This window comes from Trichocoleus sp. FACHB-262 (assembly GCF_014696035.1).
Lineage (GTDB): Bacteria > Cyanobacteriota > Cyanobacteriia > FACHB-46 > FACHB-46 > Trichocoleus.
In genome coordinates this window covers 1-19,189 of the sequence record NZ_JACJPK010000090.1, presented here as the reverse complement: position 1 = coordinate 19,189, position 19,189 = coordinate 1, and the positions used below count along the sequence as shown (strand labels likewise).

The following is a 19,189-nucleotide window of genomic DNA, read 5'->3' as shown; positions in this document are numbered from 1 at the left end:
CCGTTTGCACAATGCTTATTACTGTGACCAGCTCGTGACTGGGACCAGTCACAACAGCATAAAAACCTTCTGGGGCCGAGTCTTCATCCCAGCGAGTCAGGTCTCGAATGTGTTAATCAATACGTTGATTTGCGATCGCTTCCTAATCGCTCTCTCTAGGGTTAGAGAAAAATAGCTGAGATCGGATGTGGAGAATGTGACCTCGGCTAGAGGATGCGATCGAACCCTCTGCGTAAGCTGAACAGGTATCAGTGAAAAAGTTTCTAGCTCAACTCCTACTGCCCCTGTGATGATCCTACAGCAACAGCCCGTAGGAATTTTGAGCTGTCATTTCTCTGTAAGAGGGCCACTTTTAATTAAGCATGAGCCCTTATGCACTGAGCTAATAAGGAGTCTTCTGTGAAGAATTTAATCGCTTTTCTCGAAAAAGTACGAATACGTCAAATTTTAACTGTCTTTATAGCAGGCGTGCTACTGGTAATCAGTACTGCTTGTAACAGTGGAGATGTGAATGGCGCTCGTCCTCAAAATCCTCCTGTGCAAATGGGTGGTAACAACAACCCGCACAAGAGTGGTGGAGACGGCTATACCAACTACAAAGCCTCTACTGATGCTAAAGCAGTTCGCGGTGATCGGGCGGATCTACAACTCGTTGCTCCTCAATTGATCGCTGCTAGCAATATCGGTGATATTCAGAGCAATTCGGACGATGTGCTTTACCCTAGCGCTAATGCTGGCAGTACTAACAATCCCGCGATCGGAACTAGAGCACAAAAAGAACTGCAAGCGCAAGTCAAACAGTTTCCTAAAGAGCGCCAACCTGTGATCGATCGCAGTGATCCGGGCGAAAAAATTATGGAAAGAATTGGCGAACAGTTCAAAGACGCTTCTGCTTTCGTGAAAGAAACGGGTGATTCTGCTCTAGAGAAGCCAGAATTGGCCCCTGACCCTGCCAAGCGACGCTATTAATTCTTCTTTTAGGACTTCAACTTCAACGCGATAGCAGTGCAGAACTAATTGCAGGAAGCATAATTTTTCCTTAAAAAAAGACAATGCTTTCGTATCAATAAAGTTGCCCAAGTTGTGCTGAAACGTGACTTTAAGTGCACCTAAAAAATCGTTGAGTTGCTAGTTGGAGTCCTTGAAATTTAGTGTCAATTCACTCAAGAAAATACAACGGAGTACTTCATATGAAAAGATTGGTTTCTGCACTTAAAAAGATTCGCCTGAGCCAAATTTTAGCTGTGTTTCTGGCAGGGGTTCTAATGATTTCTACTGCCGCTTGCTCAGGTGGTGCCCAAGCTAGAGAGAGCAGCGGTACTCAAGGCCGAGACAGCAACAGCCCTGCTCAAGGCATCCCTGGACATCGCCAGCAAAACTACCAAGGTGGCATGAACGGCTACAGTGATACGGATGCTCGCTACAACAAGGGTGTGCAATCCAGAACTTCTACTCAAGCCAAAGGTTTGGTAGATAATGCTGAGCGCAATGTGATTGACCAAACGGATGATATTGGCACCAATAGCAAGCGGATTCTTGACAAAAAAGGCGAGAACTTAGAACAGCTAGGTGACAACCTCAAGCGAGACAGCAAATCTTTTGACAAGAAAGCTGACCGGGTCACCAGCAATGTGAAAGACCAAGCAGATAATATCCGTGATGATGCCAAGAGTGCTAGCAAAGGCCTGAGCAAAGTCGCAGATCAGGATCTAGTTGGTAACGCGAAGCAAGCAGTAAACAAGACTTCTAGCTACGTTCAAGACAAAGCTAGCGAAGCAGCTCGTAATACTCAGCGGGCGATCGATAAGGCTAGCTAGTGCTGATAGTAGTCACAATAGGGTTTAATTTCCTCTAGCTACTTTTCATTCTTCAATTCAGCGATAAGGTCGGTCAGGTGAGGTATGGATTGTGCCACCTGATGCGGCCTTCTTTTGTTGGAGATACCAAGCTTGCAGCGCGACTCGGTGAACTTCTCGCCAGGGCAGGTTCTGCTGTTGAGCAATCTGGGCACAGTCTTCGTATTCAGGTTGGACATTGGCGATCGCCCCTTCCTTCCCTGGTCCTGCCCACGCAACTTTGACTCGAACTGATCCATAATCCGTTTCAATTTGCTGAATTTCGCGAGCCAAAATCCGGCGTTGCTGGGTGGAGCGGCGAATGCCCAAGGTGCTGGTTTCTCGAAACATTATTGCTTCACAATCAGCCACTTGCTCTGGGTGGCAAATTGCGGTTAGTAGCACTCCGGGCCGTGATTTCTTCATCGCGATCGCCTGAGTAAACACATCCAAGGCACCTGCTGCCAATAAAGCATTAAAGACATAACCGATCGCCTGGGGATTCAGGTCATCAATCTGAGTTTCTAGCACTTCCACAGTTTCTAGCGGAGGCCCTGACCTCTCCCCCAGCCCCTCTCCCGTGGGAGAGGGGTGCCGTAAGCGGGGTGAGGTTTGGGTTGCATGGAGTTTGGGTTCCTGCTGTGGATGGTTGGGGCGATCGCCAGAATGCCAGTGCTGCTGTGCTTCTGTAGAACTTGCTTCTCCTTCTCCTAGCCACAGACGCACCATATTAGGAATGGATAAATCACGAGAACCAGCGCCTAAGCCCACTTTTTGAAGTGTCATCGTCGGCGGTGGTCCAAACTTTGTAGCCAGAGTCACGGCGATCGCGGCTCCCGTGGGAGTGACCAGTTCGCGATCGATGCCATTACTGTAAATGGGCACTTGGCGCATTTCCCACAACTTCAGTACGGCTGGAGTGGGCACAGGCAAGCGACCATGAGCCGCGCGAATAATGCCCCCACCCGTCGGCATGGGTGAGCAGTAAAGGTGGTCAATGTTGAGCCAATCTAGGCCCAGACAAGTGCCAACAATGTCCACAATGGCATCAGTCGCGCCCACTTCGTGAAAATGCACTTGCTCGGGAGCAATTCCATGTACCGCCCCCTCCGCTGCGGCCAAGCACTGAAACACGGCTAAACTCCAAGCTTCGGCCCTCGTAGGCAACTGAGCGGCTTTAATTAGGTGTTCGATCTCTGGTAAATGGCGAGCATGCCTGTGGTGGTTTTTTGTTTGAGGTTCGTCACCGTCAGGCTGGCTGGGTTGCGAGTTGGGGTGAGGATGAGGATGCTCAGAGTGACCATGATGAGTGTGAACTTGGTCAGCGTGAGCATAGCCAGAATCAGCGTGATGATGCGTGGCAGCTTGAGCAGGTTCTGTAGCAGAATGGGAATGGACGAACGTAGTGTACGGTTGGTCAACTGGTTCAGAAACAAACTCTGAACTGGAGTTGGGCTTCAAATCGACATGAACTTTGGTTGCTTGCTGTCCATTTCGTTGCACTGACTCTGCCCGCAACCGATATTCATCTGAAATTCCTAAACGGTTAAGTTGCTCGATCAAGTACTCCAAGGGCACGCCTGCGTGGATCAGCGCTCCTAAGCACATATCCCCCGCAATTCCGGTCGGGCATTCCAGGTAAGCCAGCTTACTCATACACCAATCCAAGTTTCATCGGTTAAGTCCAGCCAAATTAGCAAAATTATTAAAACTCAGTCTTGATTCAGCATCAAGCTGTGTTGAGTGTGGGGTTTGAGGGAGAAAAATTTTTATGGCCACAATCTACAACGTCCATCCGGATACACCTCAAGTGAGGCGAATAGAAGAAATTAGGGAGGCGTTACAACGAGGGGCAGTAGTGCTGTACCCTACCGACACAGTCTATGCAATTGGCTGTGATTTGAACGCAAAATCGGCAGTGGAACGAGTAAGACGCATCAAGCAGTTATCCAACGATAAGCCTTTGACCTTTTTGTGTTCTTCTCTCTCCAATATTGCTGACTATGCGTATGTGAGTGATCCGGCTTACCGCATCATGCGGCATTTGATTCCTGGGCCTTACACCTTCTTGCTTCCGGCGACCAAGTTGGTGCCCCGACTAGTCATGAATCCTAAGCGCAAGACTACAGGAATTCGAGTGCCCGACCATCCGGTTTGTTCTGCGATGCTCAAGGCGTTGGGCAACCCGATTATTTCTACCTCTGCTCACTTGGTTGATGAGGAAACGGACGGTCAGCCTAAAACCAAGACTAACCCAGGGATTTCGCGGTTTGAGCTATTTGATCAACTCGACAAGTTGGTCGATGTCATTGTCGATGATGGGTCGGAACCAGGGTACCAGGTTTCCAGCATTTTGGATTTGACATCAGAGGAACCAATCCTAGTGCGTAAAGGTCTGGGATGGGAAGCGGTAACTGCTTGGGCAGCGGAAGTTAGTTAGAGTTTTCCTTCAGCTTCGGCGAACCAGTTAACGAATTGTCCACCGGATGCAGTAGATGACACTCTCCAGCATCCAAGGCGATCGCCACAGCTCAAAATCCCTCTATTGCTGATGGAATAAGGGCTCGCACGCATGGACTAAACGACCGCTGCTATATCAGGGTGCAAGACAGCAAGCAGTTACTTGAAAGAGTGACACATTCATCTATCTACGGCTCACTGTGACTTCTTAAAGTCAAGGTGTAGACAACGTTGAGACGCGATTGGGACACAAGCTACCTAGAAGCTATCCCCAGTTGCTCTTAGAGTTGGGCTACATTTCGCTGCTGTGCATCACCAGGGTCAAATCCATGAACGCCGAATCTACAAATTCCTTCAGCCCCTTCAGCCAACCTGCCTCCAGAACTTATTACGCTTCAGAGAAATTTACTAACTCTCATCTCCATGCCGACTCTAACGGCTTACAGGCCGAGTCTGATGCTTTGGGTGAGATGGATACTCAAAGCTTGTCTCACTTGCTGCTGAAAGAACTGCGGCCTGAAATCAAGACGGCTAGTACTACAGCCCAAGCGGTAGTGGATCGGATTGTGCGCGAGGCAGAACGCATTTGCCAAAAGAGCGATCGCATCCAAACATCCGGTCGAGTGCAGTCTTGGCAAGTGGCACTGGCTCAACATCGTCTGCGTAAGTGCCTTTCTTACTATCGTTTAGGCTCTCGGCAGGGTCGGGTGGAGTTACATGGAACGCTGAGCGCGATGGTATATCGCCATGTGGCGGCAGCTAGAACTCAGCTAGGCTTTCAAGCCCGCTACAACTTGATTGAAGATTTTCTCCAACAGTTTTATATCGAATCGCTCAAAGCGTTTCGGCGGGAAAACGAGTTGCCAGCAGACTACACTCCCCGCACCCAGCTAGAACTAGCTGAATATATGGCGTTTAGTGAGCAGTATGCCAAGCGGCGGATCACGCTTCCCGGACGGCGGAATCAGCAATTGATTGTGTTGCGGGCTCAAGGCTTTGCGAAGCGGCAACCCCCTGAAACGGCTCTGGACATTGAGATGGCGGTGGAGTCAGCCAAGGGTGAAGAAGCAGAAGCCTACAGCCGTTCGGCAGCGATGCAGCAGGTGCGCGAGCAAATGGTGGCAGATACCGTAGACCCCTCAGAAGCGGTATTGCGCGATCGCGTGATTGCTGAGCTGGTGGAGTATTTGGATGCTCAAGGTCAATCGGATTGTGTGGATTACCTAGTACTGAAACTGCAAGATATGTCAGTGCCCGAAATTGATGAGGTGCTAGGCCTGACTCCGCGTCAACGTGATTATCTGCAACAGCGCTTCAAGTATCATCTGGAAAAGTTCTCTCGCTCCAACAACTGGCAACTGGTGCATCAGTGGTTAGGTGCTGACCTGGATGCCAACTTGGGTTTGTCCTCGCAACAGTGGGAAGCGTTTACGGCGCAACTCTCAGCTGAGCAACAGCAAATTCTGCAACTTAAGCGCAACCAAGCCAATGATCAAGCGATCGCCCAATCGCTCAAGTGTACGCTCAAGCAAGTGCAAAAGCGCTGGTACCAAATGCTAGAGCTAGCATGGCAGATGCGGAATCGCAATCCAGAGGGCCAAGCTTAAGCCGCGATCGCGATAGGTCGCCCAAACTAAGGCTTGCAAGATATGACTCAAATCTCAATTATTTGCTGCATGAGTTCCGAAACTCATTTCTGCCGCCGCCAGTCGCTATGGCAACTCACTATGACGTAGGAGGCACATGCACCTGTGCCTTTCTACTTAAACTAAATTTTTATTGCTAACTGCAACAGTTTCAATGAAGCGCTGATGGGCCTTAGTTAGAACTGGACATAGAAAAACAACTAAGCATCAATAGTACAAGTATCCTAACTCAAGTTGTGGCTACTTGCTGGGCGCACCTCCAACCGTAGACAATGCTTGCTACGATTTGGGAGAGTGCTTGAATGCCTCAGTGAGTCCAGCGCCTTGACTAAACTGATGGCAGTTTAACTTCGTTGCGATTTTACGTTTCTGCGGCTGTATGCTCGACTGTGCTCAAGCGATGCCTCAAACCGATTCACCTCAGCCCGATTCACCTCAGCCCTCTCCCCTGTGTTTGTTAATTATGGAGGATGAGAGGGCAGATCTGCAGCTGATCGTCCGTACTTTGAAATCGGCAGGAATTATCTTTACTTACGAGGCCGCTGACACTCTTGAGGTTTGTCAGCAGCTGCTGAATACTCAACCCTTTGACGCCCTGCTCTCCGACTATCGCATGCCCGGTTTCACGGCTTATCAGGTGCTGCCGATATGGCAACAAGTTCAGCCAGAAATCCCGTTTATTTTGGTCACAGGTAGCTTGGGTGAAGAAGCTGCGGTGGCCTGCATTAAGTCAGGCATGACGGATTATGTGTTGAAGGAGCGTTTGTTTCGCTTGCCAACTGTGCTGATGCGATCGCTGCAAGAATTTGCCCTCCGGCGACAGCAGCAAGCTGCAATGGCCCAGATCCAGCAGCAAGCTCAGCAGGAAGCCATGATTAATCGCATTGTGCAGGCGATGCGGGGGACGCTCGTACTAGAAGAGGTGCTGCAAACGACAGCAGATCAATTGCACACCGCTCTCAAGGCCGATCGTTGCGTAATTGTGCAACCCAAGGCTGACGGTGCCATGACCGCCCAATATGTCAGCGCTGCTACGGTTCATCGAGAAGAAATCCTAGGCTATACCTGTCCTATCTCCACGTCTTATCGGGAGTCTATCGACCAGGGACAAACGCTGCAAGTCGATTGTATAGGTCAAATCTCACGGCCTGAGCCTCGCACTTTAGCGCAACAGTTTGGCATCCAATCGCTGTTGATGATGCCACTGCTTTACCAAGAGGAATGCTTGGGCGCTATTTCTCTACACCAGTGCGATCGCGAACGATCTTGGACTGTCAATGAAGTGTCTTTGGTGCGAGCGGTTGCAGATCAATGTGCGATCGCCATTCATCAAGCGCAACTCTTCCAACAAATTCAGCAGCAAGCCCAGCGCGAACAGTTGTTGAATCAAATCAGCCGTGACCTCAACTCCAGCCTCGATCCAAACTACATTTTGCAGGAGATTGTGGAATGCACCGGGGAGTGCTTTGGGGTTGATCGCGTCACCATTTTTGCCTTAGATCCAGACTATGTTTATGTGCTGAATGAATGGCGAGCGCATGAACAAATCGTTTCTATGCTAGATTTCAAGGCTCCTCTATCTACTTGGGCCGATCGCTTAGATCCAAACTCGGATGTGTTCTGGGGCAGAGTTTTACATGCGCCTCGCTTTGCCGATACCGTTAAACCGTCTACTTATCGAGATCAAGTGGAGCCAAGCCAAACGCTTTCGGTTTTGCGAGTGCCAATCTTTATTCGCGACCAGTTATTTGGAGGCTTAGTCCTACAAACCACGACCTGCTACCGCACCTTTACAGACGACGAAATCCGCTTGGTTGAACGAATTGCGGATCAAGCCGCGATCGCCCTCTATAACGCCCAGAGCTATGAAAACTTGGAGCAACTGGTGCAAGTACGGACCCGAGAGCTAAAGGAAGAAAAAATAATTTCGGAGGTAGCTAACCACGCGAAAAGTGAGTTCCTCGCGACCATGAGCCACGAACTTCGCACGCCTTTAACCGGAATTTTAGGATTCTCCAATCTCTTAATCAAACAAATTTTTGGCCCTTTAAACGAGAAGCAACAACAGTACGTTGTGGGGATTGCCTCCTGCGGCGAACATTTGTTAGAGCTGATTAACGATTTGCTGGATCTCTCCAAAATTGAAGCGGGCAAAGAAGAATTAGCCTTAGAAACCATGGTGGTTGAGGATGTTTGTCAAGCTTGTCTGTCTCTGATTCAAGAACGAGCGCACAATCGTCAACTCCAACTAATTTTGGCGATCGCTCCAGATGTCAGCACTTGTGTGGCTGACCATCGTCGCCTAAAGCAAATCTTATTTAATCTGCTCTCCAATGCCGTCAAGTTTACTGAAACTGGCTCCATTACCTTGCAGGTCCAGAAGCAACTAATGAAAACGGAAGCAGGCGATCGCGCTATGCTCCAGTTTTCTGTGATCGATACCGGAATCGGTATTTCCGCCGCAGACCAAGCTTTACTCTTTCAACCCTTCCAACAATTAGACGCAGGGTTAGATCGTAAATACGAAGGCACAGGTCTCGGTCTGGCCCTATCCAGAAAATTGGCGCAATTACACGATGGAGATTTGACGCTACAATCCGAAGTCGGCAAGGGCAGCTGCTTCACGCTTTGCCTACCAGAAAAATTGCCTCAAGCGCTAGCTTCGGGGCCAGAGATGGAGTCAGGCAATAAGAGTTAGCAATAGGAGTTAGGAGGAGTACACCCTGATCCCCGCCCTTTAAAGTGCAATGAGCCAAGGCTCAAAAGTTAGGTGAGTCGCAAGTTGGTGATGCGTGCTCCTCTGATACTCGGCTGATAGTGGGTGGCGCTTAAGCACTTCCAGCTTGCTTCTCGGCCAGCGGTGCTTCAAACTTGTAGCCCACGCCCCGCACTGTCTGAATCAAATTAGGTTGGCTGGTATCTACCTCGATTTTTTTGCGGATCTGACCAATATGGACATCAACGACTCGCTGATCTCCCACATATTCGTAGTCCCAAACTTCTTGAATCAGTTCTGCCCGTCGCCAAACCCGACCGGGATGAGCGGCTAGAAAATGTAGCAAGTCAAATTCCAGAGCCGTGAGCGGCACAATATCGCTGTTGAGGGTGACTTCGCGCCGTACGGGGTCAATCACCAGTTTGTCGAATACTAGACATTGTTGCTCTGCGGGGGTGCGCTCTCGAATTCGTCGTAAAAGTGCCTCGACTCGTACACCTAGCTCACCCAAGCTAAAAGGCTTGGTGATATAGTCATCGGCCCCTTGAGAAAAGCCTCTAATTTTATCGGCCTCATCTGTGCGACTTGTCAGCATCAAGACAAACACATTCGTGCGGCCCTGCATTTCCTGGCAAAGGTTGTAGCCGTTTGCATCGGGCAGATTGACATCCAGAATCACTAAGTCAGGGTCGAACTGTTCAAAGAGAGTGAGGGCAGTCTTACCATCTTCTGCCGACTCCATTTGGTAGTTCTGTTTGGCTAAGAAGCGGTGAATCAAATTACGAACCGCAGGATCATCATCAACAACCAGAATTTTATTGGCGGGGGCCATGGCCATAACTTTGCACTAAAACTGTAGATCTACAGAGAACAAATTACTGGAACAATTAGGATAGGAAGTGGGGCACTACTCGGGACTTTAGATTGACAATAAAGTCGCACTAGGATGATGCAACTAGCATTTTAGACAATTATCTACAGGGAATGGCTGACTGCCAATCGTTTGGGCGAAATCAGCAGTCGTGGGACACCTCAAATTAACTGATCTTTTTGCCTTCTGGGGTTCATGTTTTAATTTGTGACATTTTTTGGAGATTTTTCTGCTAATTGATTAAGTCTGCGCGTTACTTTGGCCCGATTAATGCCCGATTAATGAAGTTAAAGTGATGAATTGTCAGTGGCCGCTGCGAGACTCTAGCCAGAGAATAGGGATTGGCGGTTACACTTGTTTCTAGAAGTTCCGACGGGGGCGATCGAGGCTTGCACTGGCTGCTCGCTAATTTTATTTTTCCTGTTGCCGATCATAATTGAGTATAGTGGGGGTCTCGGAGGTTTGAGATGAGTGATCACAATCCCTACGAAACGCTTGGGTTGAATGAGAGCGCTTCGTTTGATGAAATCCAAGATGCTCGTAATCGCTTGGTAGAAGAGCATGCTAGCGATCGCAAGCGAGTAGAAATGATTGAGGCATCCTATGATGCGATTTTGATGGATCGCCTACGGATGCGCCAAGAGGGTCGGATCAAGGTACCCGATCGGATTCGGTTTCCTGAGAAGATTACGCCTGCTCCCCCAGCGGTAGCGCCTGCACCTGCTTCCAAAGCGCCAGCTTGGTTACAGAATCTTCTAGTTTTAGATACTCCTAGCCGCTCGGATGTGCTCTGGCCTGCCACTTTGTTTGCGGGTTTAGGCGCTTTAAGTTTGTACGCTTCTGGTTTGGCCTTAGCTCTAGGTGTTGGGGTAAGTTTGTACTTTCTGAACCGCAAGGAGCACAAGTTTTTTCGGGTCTTCTTGCTGACGTTGGTTGGTTCTACTCTAGGGATTGTTATAGGTCTACAGCTATTTCCTTTCCTGGCAGCGCCACTGGCTGCACTCAGCATTGATAGCAATGCTTTTGCGTCTTGGGTTACTTTGTTGCTGCTCTGGCTGATTAGTAGCTTTTTGCGTTAGGCAATGTTCATTTGCCCCGTTTGTTGCCAAAACTGATCAAGCATCACTTCTACAGCTTCACTCAGGTTGTTGACAATCAAGGTGGGCTGATATAGCTCAAGCTGGGCGCGATCGCGGATGCCACTCAGGACAGCAATTACCTTGACTCCATAGGTCTGAGCCGCCACAATATCTGCTTCAGTATCGCCGACCATCCAGGTTTCGCTAGCGGGGGGTAACTCCTGGATCGCTTGGGCCATGAGTAGTGGCTTTTCTTTGACATCGCTGTTCTTGATGTAGTTGTCGCTGAGGCAGTAGCAGCGATCAGCAGGAAAGAATCGCTCTAAGTCATAGCGCTGAAAGACATACTTCAGCTCCCAAGTGCGGCGCATGGTCATGATGGCAAGGTCAGCGCCTGCTTGTTGGATGCGCTCCAAGGCGGCGACAGAACCGGGGATCAAGCTGTCATAAGCTAAGTAGGGCAAGGTGTGAATGGTGGTACGACGCAACCTAGCAAACTCGACGGATTGGGCTGCGTCTAACCCGGAGCGTAAACCAATTTGTGGTTCGGGGACGCGCGATCGCTTGAGCCGCCAAAATTCTGCTTTGGAAAGTGTCTGAACTCTTTGCCGAGAGCGTTTTGCCTGATTTAAGCAATATTGATAAACGAGGTAGTACCGATCGGAAACATCCATGATCGGACCGTCGAAGTCGGTAATGAGCCTTAGCATTGGCAGCGCGAAAAGATTCTATTAACTTTTTGTATACAGTACTGCAAACCTAATCACCTGCCTACGGCTGCCTAAGGATGTCTCCCCAAGGAACGATTTAAGGCTAAGAGAGGCGTTTCAGCTGTTCTCGCTCTACCGCTTCAAATAAGGCACGAAAATTGCCTTCGCCAAAACCCTGAGCTTGTTGTACTTGGCCGTTGCGGCTGTAAATTTGTCGCTCAATTAGCTCAAAAAAGAAAGTGGGTTGCCTAAAAATCGGTTGGGTAAAAGTTTGTAGCAGTAGAGCCGGAGAGACTTCCGATTGCCAATCCACCAGAATTTGCTGCTTAGTAATCGCTTGCCAATCCGTGGCAGCTAGATCAAATCCGGGACGCTGCTGAAGCTGGGTATAGTAAGTTTTGGGCACTGACAGCAGGGATAGCTCCCTTTGTCGCAGTTGGGCGATCGCGGCCACAATATCATCCGTTTGCAAGGCAATGTGTTGGATGCCAGGGCCACGATTCAGGTCGAGAAACTCTTGAATTTGTGAACTGGCAGCCGTGGGTTCGTTAATCGGCAGTTGGGCTCCCCCCTCTGGATGCACCAATACTTGGCTGCGTAACCCGGAATACTCGGTTTGGATAGCAAATTGCTGTTGGGGCTGGAATCCTAAAACTCTTTCATACCAGGCGATCGCGGGTTCTAGCTCACCCATGCCAACGTTCAAAACAGCGTGATCAATTTGGGTGAAAGTTAAAGCGACTGACTCACAGTTTCCCGATTCATTTCCTAGCGGCAACAGCGATGTTAAACCGGATCGCTGCAACAAGGTGTGTTTCAGACTGCCCCAAGCCGCAATTTGACTCCACTGAAGACAACCTTGTGTTTGTTGCTGCTGTTGCATAGGTTCTAGCACTTGAGCACCCTGGGCGATCGCCCGTGACATGACCTCCGCCAAGTCCTGAACCAGAAAGGCGACATCCACGACACCAGGAGGATGCTGCTGTAAAAATTGAGCTACAGGGCTAGTGTCACTCAGGGGAGAAGACAGCACAAAGTAGATCGAACCGTGCTGTACCACTTCTGTAAGGGTGTCTGACTGAGCGATCGCAGCTACAGATTGAAATCCTAAAGTTTGTTCAAACCAATCCCGTGAGGCTGTAGCATCTTCCACATAAAAATGGACATGATCGATTTTCATAAACCTGAAATCCCAGTGCCCAAGCTTGCCTGTAAATTCTCCCTTTGTTTACAGAAATCAGCGTTCTCTCTCAAGAAATAATTCTGTTTGTTGTTTCGGCTAAATACTGGTTTGGGCCAAATACAGTCAAATCCAGTGAGGCCTTAGCAGTTGTGTTTCCTTTAATCCCTCAGACTGGTATCCTGCTGGAGATAAGGTCAGTGATGAGTCGCTAGAGTTCTCGATTACCAGCTGTGTGTAGTCCTGGGTAGGAAAATCCGGTGAATCCTTTAGATCCAAATCAGGTTGAAAAGCTGCAAGCCATTAGCACCCAGTTGTGCCAAGCGCGTGAAGCTCAGGGCATTACCCTAGAACAAGTGGCGGCTAAAACTTATATCCCTTTGCGGCTGCTACGGGCATTAGATGCAGGTGAGACGGATCTGTTGCCCGAACCTGTGTTCATTCAAGGATTTATTCGTCGTTATGGCGATCTAGTCGGTTTAGATGGTACCGCTTTAGCTCAGACTTTCCCTTTAGAAGCCGCTCCCCCACCGCCACCAGAAGTTTCAGAACCAGAGCCTCAGACAAAACTATCTGGACAGTCTGTGCTCTCTAGGCTGGAGAAGCTGCCCCGCTCCACAGTTTTGGCAGGAAGTGCGGGGTTAGCGATCGCAGTGCTAATCCTGGGTGCAATCTCGCTGTTGAACCGACCCAAACCCGCGACACCCAATCTGCCAGCGCAGAAACCAGGACAAGTCCAAAGTCAAAAGCTAGGGCAAAAACCGGAGCAAAAGCCAGCAGCATCACAGTCAGCCAAAAAAGCAATTCAGCCTGCAACAGCGGCTAAGTCACCCACAACTCCTCGCACTGCTGCACCCATTGAAGCGGCTGTGAACCTAACCCAAGAATCTTGGGTGGAAGTGACTGTGGATGGCAAAATAGCCTTCGAGGGCACTTTACCCCAAGGAACTCAGAAAACTTGGACTGCTCAAAAACAATTCACCTTGCTAGCGGGAAATGCTGGGGGAGTGGTCCTGACAATGAATCGCGGCCCCGCTCAGCCATTGGGCAAAGTGGGTGAAGTCAAGCAGGTAACGGTTACGCCCAGTTCTCTAGCTGAACCGACACGGCTTTAAGGTGAGCTCAAACCTTGATCGCTAAGGCTTGATTGGCACAGGTAGCTTTGTAGGTACCCGCTACGTATTGATCAAGATGTCGGAAGATAGCCACCGGAGGCACAACTCGACAGGTAAAGAACTCAACGGCGACCCGACCATCTGAGAAGCTTGCCACTTTAGGTATTAGATCTTTGGGAGCTGCCTTACGCCACTGCCATTTGATCTGAGGCGGAATCGTATTGATCAGATGGTGATGGCTCCATTCACAGTATTTTCCCAGGACGCCAAACTCTTGGAGTTCTCGTCTGAGGATGGAAGCTACTAAATAGGACGAAGGCGAGCGATCGCCCTCCACGGCCTCCATAAAATCAACTAGAGCACCGCTAGGTTGAGGTGGCTGAGCGCGATCGCCACTAGCGGCCAAAGCTTGTTCTAGTTGGGCGGTCGTACTAAATTCTTCTGGTAAAGCCCAAATCGATCCGGCTCCCCCTTCTGGGACTCGATACAGATAGCCAGCTAAGCGAAAGTTTGGTTTTAGCTTTAATCCTGGCAGCTTTAGCAAGGTTGAGCCTGGATTGACAGCGCTCACAAACCAATGCCCTTCTGTATTGGGTGAAGGAGTTTCTTCTTCGGGAAGACTGGCAAACTTAAACAAATCGCCCAGCGCGTCTAGAGACTCTGGCTCTGGCGGTTCCTCGCTGGTATCAAACAAAGTTTGAGGCTTGGGGTAGTTCTCTGATTCTGGAAGTGCCAGGTTACTTTTGATGTACTGCCTGACTTTCTGTACGGCTTCGAGCGGAAGTTTTTGAATGGTCATAACGAACGTCGCACTTGCCAGAGGGGAACCTAAAGCGCTCAATCAGGCGCACGAATCTGGCACTATGCTACCCATCACGCAGTCTGGCACGGCATTAGAGAGACATAATTTATCATTTAAGCGCTGGAAACTAGAAATAGCTACTTTTGAGTTTTTGCAGCGATCGCCACCTGCCATCCTTTGTCACTCAGCTCTAGTTTGAAAGCATCTGAATTTTGTAAGAACTTAGTCAAGTTACCAGTTAACTTCAATTTCTCTTTAAGAACTGTGTTTACAGCTTGGCCATGTTGTTTTCTGAATCCATCACCAAGCAGGGTTAAAGGGATAGAAGGCTGTTTAGATTGAGCTGCCATTTCATGAAACAGATTAAGTAAAGCTTTTTCTAAATCAGAAGAGGAGCTGACCTTAAAAGTTGTTTGTTGATGAGTAGTCTCGACTTCTCTTGAATTTAAGCTTTCCTGCTTTCCTCTACCTAGCTCTTCAGACTGGAATAAAGCTACATATAGACCAGTTTGATTAGGTAGTTGGTGGATGACGAAGTGTTCTGGATGGCTAGAAAATAGTTCTCTTGCCTTCTTTCCAGGAAGATGTTTTGACGTTACTTGGCTAATAGTAAAACCATTTTCCTGCTGAAATTTCTTAGAAACCTTTACTAGTTCAACCCACTGGTTTCCAGTGTTTTGTTGCTCATCCTGCATGATTCGCTTCAGATGACCAATACAATCGTTTAGAGAGTGGATCTCTACAGATTTCTCAGGATTGAAGATTTCGGTTTTGCCTGTTCTGGGATTCCAAACCTGAATGAGTTTCTCCTGCTTGTGGACTAAATATACTGTCAGTCCGTGTGTTTTTAAGGTGGTACAGAGATGCGTCATTACTCTGTCGGAAGAACAAACTAGGACTTCCTTGGCAGTTGGATAGTGTACAAAAATGGATGAGCCCACTGTTGCCATTTTGACATCAGCACTATCTTTGCCCGCTGGAACGTGAATTAATTCATAACCCCGCTTATGCAATTCCACATCCTGTTTTCCCATATTTCGCCAGTTGGCAAAAGCAATTTTAATCTGGATGGGATAAGCGCAGTTTTGGGCTAGGAATTGTTCGGTTTTAACATCAATTTGTAGATTTTCAGCATCTAGCAACAAAATGGCGATCGCAGGTGATGTATTTGAGCCTGAATCAACTTTTGCGGCATTTGCAGATTGAGATTTAGTCCCATTACTGCTTTGCCACTCAAATTCCTGAGGTAGCTCTACTAGAGGTAAAAGTTGTGAAATCTCTAACTTTAGTTGGATAAAGCTAGAGCTTTCTAAGAGATTCGCACCCAAGAAAAACTGCAAGATCTGTTGAATTTTTGGCCAAACCTCAGCTATCTGATTAACTTTGGCTAGTTCTGCTTCTAATCGCGGAACTAGTGCTACTTGATGGCGATCGCTACGCCAAGGTAGAGAACGGTATTTTTCTAGAAATAACTCAGGCTGTTGTTGGTGAATCCGAGCGAGATATTGATAGACCAAGCCACTAATCTCAGCTACCGGAATCACTCTTTCTCCAGAAGTCAACTTGGCGTGAGTCAATTTCGTCCTCCACGAAATACTGGTTTATCAATACTGCTACACTGGCCTGCTCGTCCAATACGCTGATCTAGCAGTGCGGATCTTACGACTCAGAATTCCTCAAGTTCTGACTTTCGTAACAGTCTGACCTTAACTTTGGCTACTGAAGAGCTTGAATCCTAATCCCTGCTGAATAGTAGCCAGGTTTCACCGCATAATGAGAGAGGACGGTTTACACATCTTAATCATGGCGCGAGACCTGCGGGGATTCTTAAAACAGTTAGAGCAGCGAGGGCAACTCAAACGCATTTCTGCCCTGGTTGACCCAGACCTAGAAATTGCTGAAATTTCTAACCGAATGTTGCAGCAAGGCGGGCCAGCCCTACTGTTTGAGAACGTCAAAGGTTCTCCTTATTCGGTCGCTGTCAACACAATGGGGACGGTGGAGCGCATCTGCTGGGCCATGAACATGGAGCAACCCGAAGAACTAGAGGCTTTGGGTAAAAAGCTCAGTATGTTGCAACAACCCAAGCCACCTAAGAAGATTGCTCAAGCGGTGGAGTTTGGCAAAGTTCTGTTTGATGTGTTGCGGGCCAAACCAGGGCGAGACTTGTTTCCGCCTTGTCAGCAAGTGGTGCTCCACGAAGATGAACTAGACCTCAACCAAATCCCGATGATTCGCCCCTATTGTGGGGATGCAGGCAAGATCATCACGCTGGGCTTGGTGATTACCAAAGACTGCGAAACAGGGACTCCCAATGTCGGCGTCTATCGGCTGCAATTGCAATCGAACAAAACGATGACGGTGCATTGGCTTTCTGTGCGGGGTGGGGCGCGGCACTTACGCAAAGCGGCAGAGCGAGGCAAAAAGCTAGAAGTGGCGATCGCCCTAGGTGTCGATCCACTGATCATCATGGCAGCAGCTACGCCAATCCCAGTAGACCTGTCAGAATGGCTGTTTGCAGGGCTGTATGGCGGTTCTGGGGTGAATTTGGCGAAGTGTAAAACCGTTGATCTTGAAGTTCCAGCCGATTCCGAATTTGTCTTAGAAGGCACGATCACCCCCGGAGAAATGCTACCCGATGGGCCGTTTGGGGATCACATGGGGTATTACGGCGGAGTAGAAGATTCGCCACTAGTTCGCTTCCACTGCGTCACCCAGCGCAAAGACCCGATCTACCTAACCACGTTTAGCGGTCGCCCCCCCAAAGAAGAAGCGATGATGGCGATCGCACTTAACCGCATTTACACCCCAATTCTGCGGCAACAAGTTTCCGAGATTGTCGATTTCTTTTTGCCGATGGAAGCTCTGAGCTACAAAGCGGCCATCATTTCCATTGACAAAGCTTATCCAGGTCAGGCGCGGCGGGCAGCGTTGGCATTTTGGAGTGCGCTGCCTCAGTTCACCTACACCAAATTTGTGATTGTGGTGGATAAGAGCATCAATATTCGTGATCCGCGCCAAGTAGTGTGGGCGATTACTTCTAAAGTTGATCCGGTGCGGGATGTGTTTATTCTGCCGGAAACGCCTTTCGATACGCTCGATTTTGCTAGCGAAAAGATTGGGCTTGGGGGCCGTATGGGCATTGATGCCACAACCAAGATCCCACCCGAAACCAACCATGAATGGGGTGCAGCTTTGGAGTCTGACCCAGATACCGCAGCCATGGTCGATCGCCGTTGGGCAGAATATGGTCTCGCAAATTTGCAATTGGGAGAGGTGAATCCGAACTTGTTCGGTTACGATATGCGCTAGCTACTCTCTAGTTTTCAGTCTAGATTTGCGATCGCTGAGACCCCTGAGCATGGATTGGAAAACATTGCTGAGATCCCAACAGGCTGACTTTATTAAGCGGTTCAAGTCTGGGACAGAAAATCTGCTATTTTGCGAGGTCGAAAATCAGTTTAGTGAATTAGCGTTTGTCAGTAGTCAAAAGCTTAAGCAACTCCGAGATGCCTCCTGGCTGTTGGCTGAGCGTTATAAAAATACAGCTCCGGTACATGATGTTTTTATTAAGCATTTAACAGGAAAGCTGGGTGAATCTGTCATTAAAAGACAGTTGAGTAATTTAGTTGCGAAAGGTAGCTATCGCGATATCACAGGTAATGATACGAGTGAGGCTTTTGATGCTCGGCAATGGAAGCTATTTATTACCTATATTCGCAGTTATCAATATCTCAGCCGTTATTTGACGGGGGATTTATTCCCCATTGGATATTTGCGTTTAGCCGCCAATCCAGCAATTAGTATTCAGGTCAAAGCTTGCCACACCAAAGCCAACAAAATTCAGTGGGTGGTTAGTAAAGCCGAAGTTGAAAAAAACTCTGTGGTGGTTTGCATTTGGATTCGGGAAGAAGTGAACGAAGCCCAACCCGAATACCATTTGTTTTTAGCGGGTTTCCTGCCAACTGGAATGATCCAATTACAAGATGGACAAGCAGTTTTGGGTTTAGAAGACCTGCTGTATAGTGGGGGACTACGCAGTTTTATCGAGTTTATTCAAGCCCAATCTTTACAGTTCAACTCTTCCAAAGCTCAATTGGATTACACCTCGGAATCCGCTAATTCTTCACTCTCCATCCAAATTGGTTCGTGGCAATGTCCTCTATCTTGGGAACAACTAACCAGTTTAGAAACAGCGATTCAAGAGCTAAAAGCCCAACAACAGGAGCCTCAGATTCCTGTGTTACCTCCCCACTCATCAGCAGAACTACCTTTAGATTTAAATCAACTCTGGCAAAAAGTTCTAGGCCAGTTACGGCCTCCTAGTACTCAATCTTTGCTACGTCAGCAGAGCCGCCTCTTATCTTTTGATGGTCATCAAGCCAGAATTGGTATTAGCTCTAGTGCCTTATTTCGGGTAAATCAACGCTGGTTACCCAAGATTGAAGAAGCTTTTAATAAAACTTGCCAGCATCAAGTCAAAGTTAGTTTAGAAGTGATTGCAGAATAGTTCTTTATAAGAAAACGATCGCTTTTTCTCAGCCCTTGAAAAAAGCGATCGCAGGGACTTTTAGTTGCTTGGAAGATCAATCTTGACCTTTCTTCTAGCTTACTGAGGGAAAAAACTATCGCCTTCCTGCGGCTAGCTCATCCAGTAAGGTTATACCAATTCTCTAAATTCTGGCGACAGATAGAGCATCCAAGATAGATTGCCGTCCCGTAATCGATGCCACGACTTCATCCGTCAGTGCCTCCAATCGCACTTTTAACTGCTC

At 48.5% G+C, this 19,189-nt stretch carries 15 protein-coding genes; 9 read left to right on the top strand and 6 right to left on the bottom strand.

Annotation, left to right across the window (positions count from 1 at the left end; genetic code table 11):
• Window positions 1-399: 399 nt before the first annotated feature.
• Together H6F68_RS20585 and H6F68_RS20580 are read left to right on the top strand one after the other, a co-directional pair.
• Complete coding sequence (locus tag H6F68_RS20585; protein WP_190561891.1) at window positions 400-969, top strand: DUF6658 family protein; 570 nt, start codon at window positions 400-402, stop codon at window positions 967-969.
• Between the two features lie 221 nt (window positions 970-1,190).
• Window positions 1,191-1,817 (top strand): DUF6658 family protein, encoded by a 627-nt coding sequence (locus H6F68_RS20580; protein WP_190561889.1) that lies wholly within the window; start codon window positions 1,191-1,193, stop codon window positions 1,815-1,817.
• A 57-nt stretch (window positions 1,818-1,874) separates the two neighbouring features.
• Here H6F68_RS20580 and larC read toward each other — a convergent pair whose 3' ends face one another.
• The gene (gene larC / locus H6F68_RS20575; protein ID WP_190561887.1) at window positions 1,875-3,491 is read right to left on the bottom strand and encodes a nickel pincer cofactor biosynthesis protein LarC; all 1,617 of its coding nucleotides are present in this window, start codon (window positions 3,489-3,491) and stop codon (window positions 1,875-1,877) included.
• Window positions 3,492-3,606: 115 nt separating this feature from the next.
• On the opposite strand from larC, the gene H6F68_RS20570 reads away from it, so the two are divergent.
• The 3 genes from H6F68_RS20570 to H6F68_RS20560 all read left to right on the top strand — a co-directional run bounded on the left by H6F68_RS20570 (window position 3,607) and on the right by H6F68_RS20560 (window position 8,639).
• A complete protein-coding gene (locus H6F68_RS20570) occupies window positions 3,607-4,275 on the top strand; it encodes an L-threonylcarbamoyladenylate synthase (RefSeq protein WP_190440998.1) in 669 nt (222 codons plus the stop codon).
• A gap of 349 nt (window positions 4,276-4,624) precedes the next feature.
• The gene (locus H6F68_RS20565; RefSeq protein WP_190553358.1) at window positions 4,625-5,902 is read left to right on the top strand and encodes a HetZ-related protein; all 1,278 of its coding nucleotides are present in this window, start codon (window positions 4,625-4,627) and stop codon (window positions 5,900-5,902) included.
• Window positions 5,903-6,320: 418 nt separating this feature from the next.
• Entirely contained in the window at window positions 6,321-8,639 is a 2,319-nt protein-coding gene (locus tag H6F68_RS20560; RefSeq protein WP_242065591.1) for a GAF domain-containing protein, read from the top strand.
• Between the two features lie 130 nt (window positions 8,640-8,769).
• Here the strand turns inward: H6F68_RS20560 and H6F68_RS20555 are convergent, their stop codons facing one another.
• Window positions 8,770-9,495, bottom strand: coding sequence for a response regulator transcription factor (locus tag H6F68_RS20555; RefSeq protein ID WP_242017072.1), 726 nt, complete (start codon window positions 9,493-9,495; stop codon window positions 8,770-8,772).
• A 500-nt stretch (window positions 9,496-9,995) separates the two neighbouring features.
• Between H6F68_RS20555 and H6F68_RS20550 the strand changes: the two genes are divergently transcribed.
• Complete coding sequence (locus H6F68_RS20550) at window positions 9,996-10,607, top strand: CPP1-like family protein (protein ID WP_190561885.1); 612 nt, start codon at window positions 9,996-9,998, stop codon at window positions 10,605-10,607.
• On the opposite strand, the gene H6F68_RS20545 is transcribed toward H6F68_RS20550, so the two are convergent.
• Window positions 10,604-11,317, bottom strand: coding sequence for an HAD family hydrolase (locus H6F68_RS20545; RefSeq protein WP_190561883.1), 714 nt, complete (start codon window positions 11,315-11,317; stop codon window positions 10,604-10,606). The two genes, H6F68_RS20550 and H6F68_RS20545, sit on opposite strands and share 4 nt — an antisense overlap.
• A 103-nt stretch (window positions 11,318-11,420) precedes the next feature.
• Window positions 11,421-12,497, bottom strand: coding sequence for a 4-hydroxyphenylpyruvate dioxygenase (hppD, locus tag H6F68_RS20540; protein ID WP_190561881.1), 1,077 nt, complete (start codon window positions 12,495-12,497; stop codon window positions 11,421-11,423).
• A 260-nt stretch (window positions 12,498-12,757) separates the two neighbouring features.
• On the opposite strand from hppD, the gene H6F68_RS20535 reads away from it, so the two are divergent.
• The gene (locus H6F68_RS20535; RefSeq protein ID WP_190561879.1) at window positions 12,758-13,612 is read left to right on the top strand and encodes a helix-turn-helix domain-containing protein; all 855 of its coding nucleotides are present in this window, start codon (window positions 12,758-12,760) and stop codon (window positions 13,610-13,612) included.
• A 7-nt stretch (window positions 13,613-13,619) separates the two neighbouring features.
• Here the strand turns inward: H6F68_RS20535 and H6F68_RS20530 are convergent, their stop codons facing one another.
• Window positions 13,620-14,411 (bottom strand): hypothetical protein, encoded by a 792-nt coding sequence (locus H6F68_RS20530; RefSeq protein WP_190561877.1) that lies wholly within the window; start codon window positions 14,409-14,411, stop codon window positions 13,620-13,622.
• 140 nt (window positions 14,412-14,551) lie between these two features.
• Entirely contained in the window at window positions 14,552-15,742 is a 1,191-nt protein-coding gene (locus H6F68_RS20525) for an NYN domain-containing protein (protein ID WP_190561876.1), read from the bottom strand.
• Window positions 15,743-16,217: 475 nt separating this feature from the next.
• On the opposite strand from H6F68_RS20525, the gene H6F68_RS20520 reads away from it, so the two are divergent.
• Together H6F68_RS20520 and H6F68_RS20515 are read left to right on the top strand one after the other, a co-directional pair.
• A complete protein-coding gene (locus tag H6F68_RS20520; protein ID WP_190553364.1) occupies window positions 16,218-17,726 on the top strand; it encodes a UbiD family decarboxylase in 1,509 nt (502 codons plus the stop codon).
• A 49-nt stretch (window positions 17,727-17,775) separates the two neighbouring features.
• Window positions 17,776-18,924 carry a hypothetical protein gene (locus H6F68_RS20515; RefSeq protein ID WP_190561874.1) on the top strand — a complete coding sequence of 383 codons (1,149 nt, stop codon included), beginning with the start codon at window positions 17,776-17,778 and terminating at the stop codon, window positions 18,922-18,924.
• The last annotated feature ends 265 nt before the right edge of the window (window positions 18,925-19,189 follow it).